Source organism: Pseudomonas putida (genome assembly GCF_028682395.1).
Taxonomy (GTDB): Bacteria; Pseudomonadota; Gammaproteobacteria; order Pseudomonadales; family Pseudomonadaceae; genus Aquipseudomonas; species Aquipseudomonas putida_AB.
The window spans coordinates 396,290-410,549 of the sequence record NZ_JANHLC010000004.1 but is presented as its reverse complement, the minus strand read 5'-3'; the positions used below and the strand labels follow the sequence as shown (position 1 = coordinate 410,549).

The following is a 14,260-nucleotide window of genomic DNA, read 5'->3' as shown; positions in this document are numbered from 1 at the left end:
GCGGCGCTGGGGTAGACTCCCCGGTCTCTGTCCTCCCGCTCAGCGATGCCTTCCGATGCTCGAACAGTACGTCAAGAAGATCCTTACCTCGCGCGTTTACGACGTTGCCGTAGAAACCCCGCTGCAACCTGCCCGTCAATTGTCCGAGCGTTTGGGCAACCGGATCCTGCTCAAGCGCGAGGATCTGCAGCCGGTGTACTCGTTCAAGATCCGTGGCGCCTACAACAAGCTGACGCAACTGAGCGACGCTGAGCGTGCCTGTGGCGTGGTGACCGCCTCGGCTGGCAATCATGCCCAGGGTCTGGCCCTGGCGGCCAAGGTGCTGGGGGTCAAGGCAACGATCGTGATGCCCAAGACCACGCCGGAAATCAAGGTCGAGGGCGTGCGTTCGCGCGGTGGAAGGGTCGTACTGCATGGCGACTCCTTCCCCGAGGCGCTGGCCTATTCGCTCAAGCTGGTCGATGAGAAGGGCTATGTCTATATCCATCCCTATGATGACCCGCACACCATTGCCGGGCAGGGCACCGTGGCGATGGAGATCCTGCGCCAGCACCCGGACCGCCTGGATGCGATCTTTGTCCCGGTCGGTGGCGGCGGCTTGATCGCCGGGATTGCCGCCTACGTGAAATACCTGCGGCCGGAGATCCGGATCATCGGTGTCGAACCGGACGACTCCAACTGCCTGCAGGCCGCCATGGCCGCCGGCGAGCGCGTGGTGTTGCCGGCCGTGGGGATCTTTGCCGACGGCGTGGCAGTGGCCCAGATCGGCCAGCACACCTTCGATATCTGCAAGGATTACGTCGATGAAGTGATCACCGTCAGCACTGACGAGATCTGCGCCGCAATCAAGGATATCTATGACGATACCCGCTCGATTACCGAACCTGCCGGGGCGCTGGGCGTCGCTGGGATCAAGAAGTATGTCGAGTTGCGCGGCGTGAGCGGGCAGACTCTGGTCGCCATCGACTCGGGCGCCAACGTCAACTTCGACCGCCTGCGCCATGTGGCCGAGCGTGCCGAACTGGGCGAAGGCCGCGAAGCCATTCTCGCGGTGACGCTTGCGGAGCGGCCGGGCAGTTTCAAGGCGTTCTGCGAAGCCATCGGCAAGCGCCAGATCACCGAATTCAACTACCGCTACAACACCGGCAGCGAGGCACACATCTTTGTCGGTGTGCAGACGCACCCGGAGAGTGATCCGCGTAGCGCGTTGATCGCCAGCCTTGGCGAGCAGGGCTTTCCGGTGACCGACCTGACCGACAACGAGTTGGCCAAGCTGCATATCCGTCATATGGTCGGTGGGCGCGCGGCGCAAGTCAGCGATGAGGTGATCCTGCGCTTCGAATTCCCGGAGCGTCCGGGCGCGCTGTTCAACTTCCTCAACAAGCTGGGTGGGCGTTGGAATATCTCGATGTTCCACTACCGCAACCATGGTGCGGCCGATGGCCGGGTGGTCGCCGGATTGCAGGTGCCGGCCGACGAGCGTCATTTGGTGCCCCAGGCGCTGGCGAAGATCGGCTACCCGTACTGGGACGAAAGCGATAACCCGGCGTACCGTCTGTTCCTCGGCTGAATGCCGGGCGGATGGCTGCTACGCTGAGGGTCAATCTGTAAGGAAGCGATAAATATGGACACCTTGACCACCTTGAATCTGCTTTACGGCCTGGCCACCTTCCTGGTGCTGGGCAGTGCGCTGGGCTTGGGCATAGGCGTCTGGCGTGCACGCCGGGCGGGTGATACGACGATCCATGCCCGCACGCTGCAGCGGCCGTGGTTGTTTGCCTGGTTGCTGATGGCCGTGGGGCTGGTGGCGCAGCCGGTGCTGACCTGGTGGCTGGCTCACACCGCAGGCTGGTCGTTGGGCCAGACCTGGCTGCTGGCGGCCAATAGTCTTTTTGTCTTTGCCGCCTTGGCCTGGGCCTGGTTGCTGGTACGGCTCAATCGTCTGCGTGCAGACGGCGCCCCCACGGCCAGCCTGAAGCTGACCTTGGGCCTGGCGCTGTTCAGTGGCCTGGCCCTGGTGGTGATTGGGCTGCTGATGGCGGTCAAGCCGGTTTGACCGCCATTGGGCCCTAGTCGCGCAGCGAGATGACCGGCCAGCCACGGCGCTCGGCTTCGGCCCGCAGGTTCGGGTCCGGGTCCACGGCCACTGGATGGCTGACCTGCTCCAGCAGAGGCAGGTCGTTCATCGAATCGCTGTAGAAATAGCTGTCTTCCAGGCTGTGGCCGGTCTCATCGAGCCAGCGCTTGAGGCGCGTGACTTTGCCTTCGCGAAAGCACGGCACATCGGTGCTGCGTCCCGTGTAGCGGCCGTCCTGCATCTCACATTCGGTGGCAATCAGCGTGTCCACGCCCAGAAGCTCGGCAATTGGCGCCGTGACGAAGCGGTTGGTGGCCGTGATGATCAGTAAGTGATCGCCGGCGGCCCGGTGCTTGGCCAGCAATTCAATAGCCTTGGGCTGCATGATGGGCTCGATGCAGTCGCGCATGTAGTCGCGATGCCATTCGTCGAGTTGGGCCATTTCGCTACGACCAAGGATCTCCAGGCAAAAGTTCAGGTAAGCCGCATTGTCAAGCTTGCCCGCCAGGTAGTCCTGGTAAAACTCGTCGTTGCGCGCCTTGTAGGCGATGGGGTCGAGAATGCCTCGTTCGCACAGGTAGTCGCCCCAGGCGTGGTCGCTGTCGCCGCCCAAAAGTGTGTTGTCCAAGTCGAATAAAGCCAGGCGCATCGTGGTTACTCGCTGAAAAGTCAGTAAAAAAGGCCTTCAGAATACGGTCTTTTAACAAGAGTGCACATAAGGTAAGCAGCCTCGTTGCTGCATTAACAAGCTTTGTGGAACAATGCGGCGACATGCGTTTGCGAGGTTGTTGCCGTGATCGACCCCGATGGTTTCCGACCTAATGTTGGGATCATTCTTACGAATGATTCCGGCCAGGTGCTGTGGGCTCGCCGTATCAATCAGGATGCCTGGCAGTTTCCACAAGGGGGGATCAACCCTGACGAGACGCCGGAAGACGCTCTGTATCGTGAGTTGAACGAAGAAGTAGGGTTGGAACGCGAAGATGTGCAAATTCTGGCCTGTACCCGGGGCTGGTTGCGCTATCGTTTGCCGCAACGCCTGGTCAGGACGCACAGCCAGCCGCTGTGTATCGGCCAGAAACAGAAGTGGTTCCTCCTGCGCCTGGTCTCCAATGAGCAGCGGGTGCGGATGGACCTGACCGGCAAGCCTGAGTTCGATGGCTGGCGCTGGGTCAGTTACTGGTACCCGTTGGGCCAGGTGGTCACATTCAAGCGCGAGGTCTACCGTCGCGCGCTCAAAGAGCTTGCCCCGCGCCTTTTAGCGCGCGACTGACACGGAGTTCGACCCCGAGCCATGCTCAATACGCTGCGCAAGATCGTCCAGGAAGTTAACTCCGCCAAGGATCTCAAGGCGGCGTTGGGGATTATTGTATTGCGTGTCAAAGAGGCTATGGGCAGCCAGGTCTGCTCGGTCTATCTGCTCGACCCCGAAACCAACCGTTTTGTCCTGATGGCCACCGAGGGCTTGAACAAGCGCTCGATCGGCAAGGTCAGCATGGCACCCAACGAAGGCCTTGTCGGCCTGGTGGGGACCCGTGAAGAACCGTTGAACCTGGAAAACGCTGCCGACCACCCGCGCTATCGCTACTTCGCCGAAACCGGCGAGGAGCGCTACGCCTCGTTCCTGGGTGCTCCGATCATCCACCACCGCCGTGTAGTCGGGGTGTTGGTCATCCAGCAAAAGGAACGCCGTCAGTTCGATGAGGGCGAAGAAGCCTTTCTCGTCACCATGAGTGCGCAACTGGCCGGGGTGATTGCCCACGCCGAGGCCACTGGTTCGATCCGCGGCCTGGGGCGCCAGGGCAAGGGTATCCAGGAGGCCAAGTTTGTCGGCGTGCCAGGTTCGCCCGGCGCGGCGGTCGGTACGGCGGTGGTCATGCTGCCGCCGGCTGACTTGGACGTGGTGCCGGACAAGAGCGTTGTCGATATCGACGCCGAGCTGGCGCTGTTCAAGACGGCCCTGGAAGGTGTGCGCAACGATATGCGCACCCTTTCGACCAAGCTGGCGAGCCAGCTGCGTCCGGAAGAGCGTGCGCTGTTCGACGTGTATCAGATGATGTTGGATGACGCGTCCCTGGGCAGCGAAGTCAAGGAAGTGATCAAGACCGGCCAGTGGGCACAGGGCGCGCTGCGCCAGGTGGTCAGTGACCACGTCAACCGTTTCGAATTGATGGACGATGCCTATCTGCGCGAGCGGGCCTCGGATATCAAGGACCTGGGCCGGCGCCTGCTGGCCTACCTGCAGGAGGAGCGCCAGCAGACGCTGGTCTATCCAGACAACACCATCCTGGTCAGTGAAGAGCTGACCGCGACCATGCTCGGCGAGGTGCCCGAGGGCAAGCTGGTGGGCCTGGTCTCGGTACTGGGTTCGGGCAACTCCCACGTCGCGATCCTGGCCCGGGCCATGGGGATTCCGACGGTGATGGGCCTGGTCGACCTGCCATATTCCAAGGTCGACGGCATCGAGATGATCGTCGACGGCTACCATGGCGAGGTCTACACCAACCCCAGCGAGGTGCTGCGCAAACAGTACGGTGAGGTTGTCGAGGAAGAGCGACAGTTGTCCCAGGGGCTCGATGCCCTGCGCGAACTGCCCTGCGTGACCCTCGACGGCCACCGCATGCCGCTGTGGGTCAATACCGGCCTGCTGGCGGATGTAGCGCGGGCCCAGCAACGGGGCGCCGAAGGTGTCGGGCTGTACCGCACCGAAGTGCCCTTCATGATCAATCAGCGCTTTCCAAGCGAAAAGGAGCAGCTGGCGATTTATCGCGAGCAACTCGCTGCCTTCCATCCGCTACCGGTGACCATGCGCAGCCTGGACATTGGCGGCGACAAGGCACTGTCGTATTTCCCGATCAAAGAAGACAACCCCTTCCTCGGCTGGCGTGGTATTCGCGTCACCCTCGACCACCCCGAAATTTTCCTCGTCCAGACCCGGGCCATGCTCAAGGCCAGCGAAGGGCTGAACAACCTGCGCATCCTGCTACCGATGATCTCCGGCATCCACGAGCTGGAAGAGGCCCTGCACTTGATCCACCGTGCCTGGGGCGAGGTGCGCGACGAAGGTACCGACGTACCGATGCCGCCGATTGGCGTGATGATCGAAATCCCCGCCGCGGTTTATCAGACCAAGGAGCTGGCCCGCCAGGTGGACTTCCTGTCGGTCGGTTCCAACGACCTGACCCAGTACCTGCTGGCCGTGGACCGCAATAACCCACGGGTTGCCGACCTCTACGACTACATGCACCCGGCGGTGCTGCAGGCCTTGCAGACCGTGGTCAGCGATGCCCATGCCGAAGGCAAGCCGGTGAGTATCTGCGGTGAGATGGCGGGTGATCCGGCCGCGGCAGTGCTGTTGATGGCGATGGGTTTTGACAGCCTGTCGATGAACGCCACCAACTTGCCGAAAGTGAAATGGATGCTGCGCCAGATCAATCTGAGCAAGGCCCGTGAGTTGCTGGGGCAGGTGATGACCATCGATAACCCGCAAGTTATCCACAGCACCCTGCAACTGGCCCTGAAAAACCTCGGCCTGTCGCGGATGATCAATCCGGCGGGGGTCAAGCCCTAGCCTCGTCCACCTGCTCGCGCCATCCAGCGCGAGCAGGTTCAGACCTTCAGTTCCACCTCTCCCAGACGCCCGCCATAGGGCCCGAAGCTGCGTTCGACCAGATGCCGTGTGCCGTCGGCATGGACGATCAGGGCGGTACTGGCGCGCGTGCCATAGCTGGGGCTGGCAATAAAGACGCTCGACAACAGGCTTTCGGTCGCTAGGCCTACGCCGGTATCCGGCAGTTCGGCAAAGGGTGCGGTCTGTGGGTCACTCAACAGCGTGAGCAAGGCCTGGGGCTGTGGATCTTCGAGCTGGGCGGCCAGACCTGCGCGGGCCTTGAGCAATTTTGGCCAGGGCGTGTCTAGGCCGGCATTGGACAGCCCGTAGACCCCCGCATCCAGGCGCTGTGGCTGGGTTGCCTGGGAGTTGAAGTAGTACAACTCGCCGCCGGTGCCGAGCAGCAGGTTGAAGCCGGCATATTCCAGCGCCCGGCCAGCGATATCGTCCAGGTACTCATCAATGGGCGTGGCGCCGCTCAGGAAACGTGCCACCAACTCACCCCGTGAGCGCCGTGCAGGAGGCTGGTGCGGGTCACGGATGTTGGTCAGGGCGGCAAAGCGGCCGTTGGCGCCGACGCCCAGCCAACTACCGCCGGCCTCCAGATCGCGCCCGGCATGGACTTGGGGCGCCTCCGGCCAGGGCGCCAGGGGCAGGCTGGGGCGGGCGTAGAACTCATCACGGTTGGCCGCGACGATCAGAGGGTGCGAATGCCCGGGACGCCAGGCGAAAACGATCAGGCACATCAGGTCGTCCTTCTGTGTTTTTGCCCACTTTACTCAGAGAACGGACGGGTATCCATCGCCGTGCAGTGGAGCCGGGGGCCATGCATCCGTTACCATGCCGGTCTTGTCTGGGGGCTATCCATGGAATTTCTGCTCTATTTGCTGCTGGGCGCCTGTGCAGGCGTGCTGGCTGGGCTGTTTGGCGTCGGCGGTGGGATCATCATCGTGCCGGTGCTGGTGTTCAGTTTCACCTTGCAGGGTTTCGATGCGTCGATCCTCACCCACCTGGCGGTCGGGACCTCGCTGGCGACGATTATCTTTACCTCGATCAATGCCATCCGCGAGCACCATCGCAAGGGCGCGGTGCGCTGGCCGATTTTTGCCTGGATGACCCTGGGGATCCTGATCGGCTCCGCTTTTGGCGCGCTGACTGCCAAATCCATCGCCGGCCCGCATTTGCAGAAAATCATTGGCGTCTTTGCCCTGGTGATCGCTGCGCAGATGGCCTTCGAACTCAAGCCCAAGGCCAGTCGCACGGTACCCGGCAAACCGGGCCTGACCCTGGCGGGCGTGGTGATTGGCTGGGCCTCGGCGATCTTCGGCATCGGCGGCGGTTCACTGACCGTGCCCTTTCTCAGCTGGCGTAGCGTGCCGATGCAGCAGGCGGTGGCGACGTCCTCGGCCTGCGGTCTGCCCATCGCCCTGGCCAGTGCCTTGAGCTTTATGGTGTTGGGCTGGCAGAACCCGCATCTGCCGGCCCACAGTCTGGGCTTTGTCTATCTTCCGGCGGTGCTGGGGATTGCGCTGACCAGTATGTTTTTTGCACGTTTTGGCGCTCGCCTGGCCCATAAATTGTCGCCGCGCTTGTTGAAGCGGCTGTTCGCGGCTTTGCTGTTCTGCGTTGGTTTGAACTTTCTGATCTGACCCCCGCACGCAACATTGGCTTAATGGTGGGACAGCAGGCTGTTCCACCAGCCTGGGCTGCGACAGATCGCGGCCCGGCTGGCACTTTCTACTGTATCGAGGAGTCGCAATGCTGCCTTACCCGCAGATTGACCCGGTGGCGCTGGCCATCGGTCCGCTGAAAATCCACTGGTACGGGCTGATGTACCTGATCGGCATTGGCGGCGCCTGGCTGCTGGCTTCGCGTCGGCTCAACCGTTTCGACCCGACCTGGTCCAAGGAGAAGCTCTCCGACATGGTCTTCTGGCTGTCCATGGGGGTGATTGTCGGCGGGCGTCTGGGCTATGTGCTGTTCTACGACCTGAATGCGTACCTGGCCAACCCGACGCTGATTTTCGAGGTGTGGAAGGGCGGCATGTCGTTCCACGGCGGGTTTATCGGCGTGATGCTGGCGGCCTGGTGGTTCGGCAAGCGCAACAACAAGTCGTTCTTCGAATTGATGGATTTTGTCGCGCCGATGGTGCCGATTGGCCTGGGCGCCGGGCGTATCGGTAACTTTATCAATGCCGAGCTGTGGGGCAAGCCGACCGACGTGCCGTGGGCCATGATCTTCCCGCCGTTCAGCGACCCATCGCAGTTGCCGCGTCATCCTTCGCAGCTGTACCAGTTCGCCCTCGAAGGTGTCGCGCTGTTCGTCATCCTGTGGTTGTTTTCGCGCAAGCCACGGCCGACCATGGCGGTTTCGGGGATGTTCGCCCTGTTCTATGGGATCTTCCGTTTTATCGTCGAGTTCGTTCGCGTTCCCGATGCCCAGCTCGGTTACCTGGCGTTCGGCTGGCTGACCATGGGCCAGGTACTGTGCGTGCCGATGATTGTCGGTGGCCTCGGCCTGATCTGGTGGGCCTACAAACGCACCCCGGCGGCCAAGCCCGCCGCGCTTTAAATTCGAATGGCGGGGCTGCGGCCCCGCGTTCAAGGATTCAGGAAAGTCATGAAGCAATATCTCGATTTAGTCGCTCACGTCATCAAGAACGGCACCAAGCAGGCCAACCGCACCGGTGTGAACACCATCAGCTTTCCCGGGGCGATGCTGCGGTTCGATCTGCAGGAAGGGTTCCCGGCGATCACCACCCGGCGTATGGCCTTCAAGTCGGCCATCGGCGAGATGGTCGGGTTTCTGCGGGGCGTGAACAACGCCGCCGAGTTCCGTGAACTGGGCTGCAAGGTCTGGGACCAGAACGCCAATGAAAACGCCCAGTGGCTGGCCAACCCGTTTCGCCAGGGCGAAGACGACCTGGGGGAAATCTACGGCGTGCAATGGCGCAAGTGGCCTGCCTACAAGCAGGTCGCCCGCAGCAACCAGGCAGCCATCGACCTGTGCCTGGGCCAGGGCTATCGGCAGATCGCCGAAGGCGAGGAAAACGGCCAGGCCTACGTGGTCCTGTACAAGGCCATCGATCAGATTCGCCAGTGCGTCGACACCATCATCAAGGACCCGGGCAGCCGACGGATCCTGTTCCACGGCTGGAACTGCGCCCAGCTCGATGAGATGGCCCTGCCGCCCTGCCACCTGTTGTACCAGTTCCACCCAAATGTCGAGACCCGGGAGATTTCCCTGACCCTCTACATCCGTTCCAACGACCTGGGCCTGGGCACGCCGTTCAACCTGACGGAAGGCGCGGCGCTGCTCAGCCTGATCGGGCGCCTGACCGGCTATACGCCGCGCTGGTTCACCTATTTCATCGGTGATGCGCATGTCTATGAAAACCATCTGGACATGCTGAACGAGCAACTGACCCGTGAACCGTTCGCGATGCCCCGGCTGAAAATTTCCGAGCGCGTGCCGGAATTCGCCAAGACCGGTGTGTACCAACCGGAGTGGCTGGAGCAGATCGAGCCGAGCGATTTCTCCCTTGAAGGCTATGAGCACCATGCGCCGATGACGGCGCCCATGGCGGTCTAAAAAACCTCGCCCTTCGTAGTTACGGTAGCGGCTACGAAGGGCTGGCCATGCTTGCAGTGGCCAGCGTATCGGCTCAGTTCAGTGGCCGTGGCTTCTGCCGACGTGAGACGGCTCCGTCTCGCTGGGCATCACCGAGCCACTGACCTCCAGCCGCTGCAAAATCCCGCATTGCTCGATGTCCGGCCCTTCGCCACAGCGCTGGCGCAGGTCGAGCAACTGTGCCTGCAACACCAGCAGACCGTCGATCCGGGCCTTGACGTGCTGGATATGCTCGTCGACCAGCGCATTGACGCTTTCGCACTGGTCTTGCGGGCTGTCGCGCAAGCTCAGCAGGCTGCGAATTTCTTCCAGGGTCATGTCCAGGCTGCGGCAGTTGCGAATAAACGTCAGGCGTTCGACATGGGCCTGGGTATACAGGCGATAGTTGCCGTCACTGCGCGCCGGCTCTGGCAGCAGCCCTTCACGCTCGTAATAGCGGATGGTCTCGACCTGACAGTCGGTGAGTTTCGCCAGTTCGCCGATTTTCATTGCCAATCATCTCCATCAGAGGCTTGACCCTATAGTGGCTACAGGGTGTTCACTTGGCAACAGGCACCTTTTCGGACGCAAACCCATGAGTGATTCCCTGCACACCCCGCGCAAGCCGGACCTCGACTCCCGGCATGCTGGCCACGATCACGATCACGATCACGATCACGATCACGATCACGCCGCACCAGCGCCCCAGCATGAGCACAGTTGCTGCGGTTCGACGGCGGGGCCCTCGCGGGTCACGGTCGGCGAGGCTTCGGCCGCGGGCGCGCGGCTCAGCCGTTTTCGTATCGAGGCGATGGATTGCCCCACCGAGCAGACGCTGATCCAGAATCGGCTCGGCAAGCTCAAGGGCGTCCAGCAGTTGGAGTTCAACCTGATCAATCGGGTCCTGGGCGTGACCCATGACCTGCCCGGCACCGCGCCGATCACCGACGCGATCAAGTCCCTGGGCATGCACGCCGAACCCCTTGATGACGGCGCTGAAGCCGAAGCAAGCGTTGCGGTGGCGCCAAAGAAACCCTGGTGGCCGCTGGCCCTGTCCGGCGTTACTGCGCTGGCGGCCGAGGTGATTCATTTCACCGATGCAGCGCCGACCTGGGTGGTGGCATTGGTCGCCTTGGTGTCGATTCTCAGCGGCGGCCTGGGCACCTATAAAAAGGGCTGGATTGCCCTGAAAAATCTCAACCTGAACATCAACGCGCTGATGAGTATCGCCGTCACCGGTGCGGTCTTGATTGGCCAGTGGCCCGAAGCGGCCATGGTGATGTTCCTGTTCACCGTCGCCGAATTGATCGAGGCCCGCTCCCTGGATCGGGCGCGCAATGCCATCAGCGGCTTGATGCAGATGGCCCCCGAGCAGGCCACGGTGCGCCAGGCCGACGGCAGTTGGCAGGAGCGCGATGTCAGGGAAATCCAGATTGGCGCGCTTGTACGGGTTCGTCCGGGGGAGCGCGTGGGCCTGGATGGCGAGGTGATTTCCGGCAGTTCGAGCATCGATCAGGCGCCGATCACCGGGGAAAGCCTGCCCGTGGAGAAAGGCGTCGGCGACAAAGTCTTTGCCGGCACCATCAACCAGGCCGGTTCGCTGGAATATCGGGTGACCGCCGAGGCGAGTCATTCGACCCTGGCGCGGATCATCCACGCCGTCGAGCAGGCCCAGGGCGCTCGGGCGCCGACCCAGCGTTTTGTTGACCGTTTCTCGAAAATCTACACCCCGGTGGTGTTCGTCCTGGCGCTGGGCGTCGCGTTGGTGCCGCCGCTGTTGCTCGGCGGTATCTGGTTCGACTGGATCTATCGCGCCCTGGTCCTGTTGGTGGTTGCGTGCCCTTGTGCCCTGGTGATCTCCACCCCGGTGACCATTGTCAGCGGCCTGGCGGCAGCGGCGCGTAAAGGCATCCTGGTCAAGGGCGGGGTGTACCTGGAAAGCGGTCATCAGCTCGATTACCTGGCCCTGGACAAGACCGGCACCATCACCCACGGCAAGCCGGTCCAGACCGACTACCTGGCCCTCGATCCGCTGGCCGTTGACACGGCCCAGGCCCTGGCGGCCAGCCTGGCCGGGCGCTCGGATCATCCGGTGTCCCTGGCCGTGGCCCGTGCGGCTGTGGATAAACAGCTGGGCGTGCACCCTGTGGATAACTTCACGGCCCTGACCGGGCGCGGCGTGCGCGGCGAGATCAATGGCCAGGTGTATCACCTGGGCAACCATCGCCTGGTTGAAGAGTTGGGGTTGTGCTCGCCGGCGCTGGAAGAAAAACTCGATGCCCTTGAAAGACAGGGCAAGACGGTGGTGTTGCTGCTCGACCGCTCCGGCCCGCTGGCGTTGTTCGCGGTCGCCGACACCGTCAAGGACACGAGCCGCGAAGCCATTGCGCAATTGCATGCGCTGGGTATCAGGACGGTGATGTTGACCGGCGACAACCCGCACACCGCCGAGGCGATTGCCGCTCAGGTCGGGATCGACGAAGCCCGCGGTAACCTGCTGCCCAACGACAAGTTGCAGGCCATCGAAGCGCTGTATGCCCAGGGTCACAGGGTGGGCATGGTCGGTGACGGCATTAACGATGCGCCGGCCCTGGCCCGTGCCGAAATCGGTTTCGCCATGGCCGCAGCGGGCACCGACACGGCCATCGAGACCGCCGATGTCGCGTTGATGGACGATGATCTGCGCAAAATCCCGGCGTTTATTCAGCTGTCACGTCAGACTGCCAGTATCCTCAAGCAGAACATCATTCTGGCGTTGGTCATCAAGGCGATCTTTCTTGGGGTAACCTTCCTCGGTCTGGCCACGATGTGGATGGCAGTGTTTGCCGATATGGGCGTGAGCCTGCTGGTGGTCTTCAACGGTTTGCGCCTGCTGCGCAAGTAAACGAAAGAGGTTGCAGTGCTGAGTGCCGAGCTGAAGGCGTTTTACATGGTCGCCCGCCTGGGCAGCATTACCCAGGCGGCGAAAAAGCTCGGCCTTAGCCAGCCCACCGTGACCACCCAGATTCGCCATCTGGAGGCCCAGTATGCGGTCGAGCTGTTCTTTCGCGGCGGGCGGCGCCTGAGCCTCAGCGATGAAGGCGCGCGGCTGTTGCCGATGGTCAAGGGCCTGCTGCAGCAGGAAGCCGACATTGAATTCTTCCTGCGCAATAGCGGCCAACTTGAAGGCACCTTGCGTATCGCGGCGACGGCGCCGTACTACATCCTCGACTTGGTCAAAGCCTTTCGCGAGCGCTTGCCTCATATCGAAGTCTCGGTGGAAATCGGCAACTCCCAGCAGGTGCTCGAAGCCCTGGAGGAGTATCGCGTCGATGTGGCCGCCTCGTCACAGTTGCTCGACGATGCGCGGCTGGTGCGCCGGGTGCTGGGCAGCGACCCGCTGGTCCTGGCGGTCCATCGCAGCCATCCGCTGGCGGTTCACGAGCATGTGCCGCTCAGCGCACTGAGCGGCCATTGCCTGTTGATGCGCGAGCCGGGCTCGACCACTCGGCAACTGACCGAGCAGATGTTGCAGGGCGCCGGGGTCAAGTTCGGCCCGCTGCTGGAGATTGGCAGCCGGGAGTCGATTCGCGAGGCGGTGCTGCGCAACATCGGCATCAGCATCATTGCCCGCCAGGAGGTGCCCCATGATCCGCAGTTGCGCGTGCTGACCCTGGAAAATGCGCCGCAGATCCCCGAGTACTTGTATTGCCTCAAGGAGCGCAAGGCGGCGCGTCTGCCCGCCGCGTTCCTGGGCCTGGCCCAGGAGATGGGCGGGTGCTGATCGGGTAGGGAGAACGGCTACCCAAATTCGCCAATACCACTATCGGCGGTTTTTATCTCACTGCCATCAGTTCTACGCATTGCCTCCCTAGGATGGCCTTCATCTGCTTGATGAGGTCCGTCCATGAACACTCCAGTGGCAACCGCGCTGTCGAATCCCGGTGTACCGATGAAGGTACGCGGCATCCAGAAACGCTTTGGCGCCTTTACCGCGCTGGATAATGTCTCCCTCGATGTGGCCGCCGGCGAGCTGGTCTGCCTGCTTGGGCCTTCGGGCTGCGGCAAGACCACGCTGCTGCGGTGCATCGCCGGGCTGGAGCGTCAGGACCAGGGCGAGCTGTACCTGGGCGAGCGCAATGTCTCGGACCTGGCGCCCCAGGCCCGCGACTACGGCATTCTGTTCCAGTCTTATGCGCTGTTTCCCAACCTGACCGTCGCCGCGAACATCGCCTATGGCCTGGCCGGCAGCGGCCGTGAAGCCGTACGCCAGCGGGTGGGGCAGATGCTGGAACTGGTCGGCCTGCTCGGCAGCGAGAAGAAATACCCCGGCCAGTTGTCCGGCGGACAGCAGCAGCGTGTCGCCCTGGCTCGCGCCCTGGCGCCGGCGCCGTCGTTGTTGCTGCTCGATGAGCCGATGTCGGCGCTCGATGCCCAGGTTCGCGAGCACCTGTGTGGCGAGTTGCGTCAGTTGCAGCGCCAGTTGGGCGTCACCACCCTGATGGTGACCCACAACCAGGATGAAGCCATGTTGATGGCCGACCGGATCGCCGTGATGAATAACGGCAAGGTCGAGCAGTACGCCACGCCCCAGGAAATCTACGATCGTCCTGCGACGCCTTTTGTCGCGCAGTTTGTCGGCCAGGGTAACTGGCTGCCGTTCCAGCGCAGCAGCGACAGCCATGCCCTGGTCGGCGATATGCGCGTGCGGCTGGCCGAAGGCAGCGGCCATGCCGGCCCGGGCCGTTTGTTCTGTCGCCCTGAAGCCATCAGCGTCAATCCGCCGGTACACGAGGAAAACTTGTTCCCGGCGCGGGTGCGCGAGATCACCTTTCTGGGCAATCGTTGCCGCATGAGCTTTGAGCTCAACCAGTTGCCAGGCCATGCATTGCTGGCTGAAGTGGCGCCGCAAGCCCTGCCGCGCCTCGGCTCGGCGGATATCTGGGTGGCCTTGCCGCCGCGTAGCCTCCAGGTGTTTGCCTGAG

General features: G+C 62.6%; 13 protein-coding genes. 10 read left to right on the top strand and 3 right to left on the bottom strand.

Features of this window, described 5'->3' with window-relative positions; translation table 11 throughout:
- The first annotated feature begins 55 nt into the window (after positions 1–55).
- Both ilvA and NPS46_RS13080 read left to right on the top strand, forming a co-directional pair.
- Positions 56–1,570 (top strand): threonine ammonia-lyase, biosynthetic, encoded by a 1,515-nt coding sequence (ilvA, locus tag NPS46_RS13085; RefSeq protein ID WP_274107757.1) that lies wholly within the window; start codon positions 56–58, stop codon positions 1,568–1,570.
- A 54-nt stretch (positions 1,571–1,624) separates the two neighbouring features.
- Positions 1,625–2,056 (top strand): DUF2269 family protein, encoded by a 432-nt coding sequence (locus NPS46_RS13080; RefSeq protein ID WP_274107755.1) that lies wholly within the window; start codon positions 1,625–1,627, stop codon positions 2,054–2,056.
- Positions 2,057–2,069: 13 nt separating this feature from the next.
- On the opposite strand, the gene NPS46_RS13075 is transcribed toward NPS46_RS13080, so the two are convergent.
- Positions 2,070–2,726, bottom strand: coding sequence for an HAD family hydrolase (locus NPS46_RS13075; RefSeq protein WP_274107752.1), 657 nt, complete (start codon positions 2,724–2,726; stop codon positions 2,070–2,072).
- 144 nt (positions 2,727–2,870) lie between these two features.
- Between NPS46_RS13075 and NPS46_RS13070 the strand changes: the two genes are divergently transcribed.
- A complete protein-coding gene (locus tag NPS46_RS13070) occupies positions 2,871–3,350 on the top strand; it encodes an RNA pyrophosphohydrolase (protein ID WP_133100907.1) in 480 nt (159 codons plus the stop codon).
- 21 nt (positions 3,351–3,371) lie between these two features.
- The gene (gene ptsP / locus NPS46_RS13065; RefSeq protein ID WP_274107749.1) at positions 3,372–5,648 is read left to right on the top strand and encodes a phosphoenolpyruvate--protein phosphotransferase; all 2,277 of its coding nucleotides are present in this window, start codon (positions 3,372–3,374) and stop codon (positions 5,646–5,648) included.
- Positions 5,649–5,686: 38 nt separating this feature from the next.
- Here ptsP and NPS46_RS13060 read toward each other — a convergent pair whose 3' ends face one another.
- Positions 5,687–6,433, bottom strand: a complete 747-nt coding sequence (locus NPS46_RS13060) for an NRDE family protein (protein WP_274107747.1) — start codon at positions 6,431–6,433, stop codon at positions 5,687–5,689.
- A 120-nt stretch (positions 6,434–6,553) separates the two neighbouring features.
- On the opposite strand from NPS46_RS13060, the gene NPS46_RS13055 reads away from it, so the two are divergent.
- From NPS46_RS13055 to NPS46_RS13045, 3 genes are all read left to right on the top strand, one after another.
- On the top strand, positions 6,554–7,336 hold the full coding sequence (locus NPS46_RS13055; protein WP_274107746.1) for a sulfite exporter TauE/SafE family protein: 783 nt from the start codon (positions 6,554–6,556) through the stop codon (positions 7,334–7,336).
- 109 nt (positions 7,337–7,445) lie between these two features.
- Complete coding sequence (gene lgt, locus NPS46_RS13050) at positions 7,446–8,258, top strand: prolipoprotein diacylglyceryl transferase (protein ID WP_274107743.1); 813 nt, start codon at positions 7,446–7,448, stop codon at positions 8,256–8,258.
- A gap of 48 nt (positions 8,259–8,306) precedes the next feature.
- Positions 8,307–9,278, top strand: coding sequence for a thymidylate synthase (locus NPS46_RS13045; RefSeq protein ID WP_274107741.1), 972 nt, complete (start codon positions 8,307–8,309; stop codon positions 9,276–9,278).
- Between the two features lie 78 nt (positions 9,279–9,356).
- On the opposite strand, the gene cadR is transcribed toward NPS46_RS13045, so the two are convergent.
- Positions 9,357–9,806, bottom strand: a complete 450-nt coding sequence (gene cadR / locus NPS46_RS13040) for a Cd(II)/Pb(II)-responsive transcriptional regulator (RefSeq protein WP_274107739.1) — start codon at positions 9,804–9,806, stop codon at positions 9,357–9,359.
- 85 nt (positions 9,807–9,891) lie between these two features.
- On the opposite strand from cadR, the gene NPS46_RS13035 reads away from it, so the two are divergent.
- The 3 genes from NPS46_RS13035 to NPS46_RS13025 all read left to right on the top strand — a co-directional run bounded on the left by NPS46_RS13035 (position 9,892) and on the right by NPS46_RS13025 (position 14,259).
- Positions 9,892–12,180, top strand: coding sequence for a heavy metal translocating P-type ATPase (locus NPS46_RS13035; RefSeq protein WP_274107737.1), 2,289 nt, complete (start codon positions 9,892–9,894; stop codon positions 12,178–12,180).
- A 15-nt stretch (positions 12,181–12,195) separates the two neighbouring features.
- Entirely contained in the window at positions 12,196–13,059 is an 864-nt protein-coding gene (locus NPS46_RS13030; protein ID WP_274107735.1) for a LysR family transcriptional regulator, read from the top strand.
- A gap of 123 nt (positions 13,060–13,182) precedes the next feature.
- Positions 13,183–14,259: a putative 2-aminoethylphosphonate ABC transporter ATP-binding protein gene (locus tag NPS46_RS13025; RefSeq protein ID WP_274107732.1), complete on the top strand. Its 1,077-nt coding sequence runs from the start codon at positions 13,183–13,185 to the stop codon at positions 14,257–14,259.
- Position 14,260 lies beyond the last annotated feature (1 nt).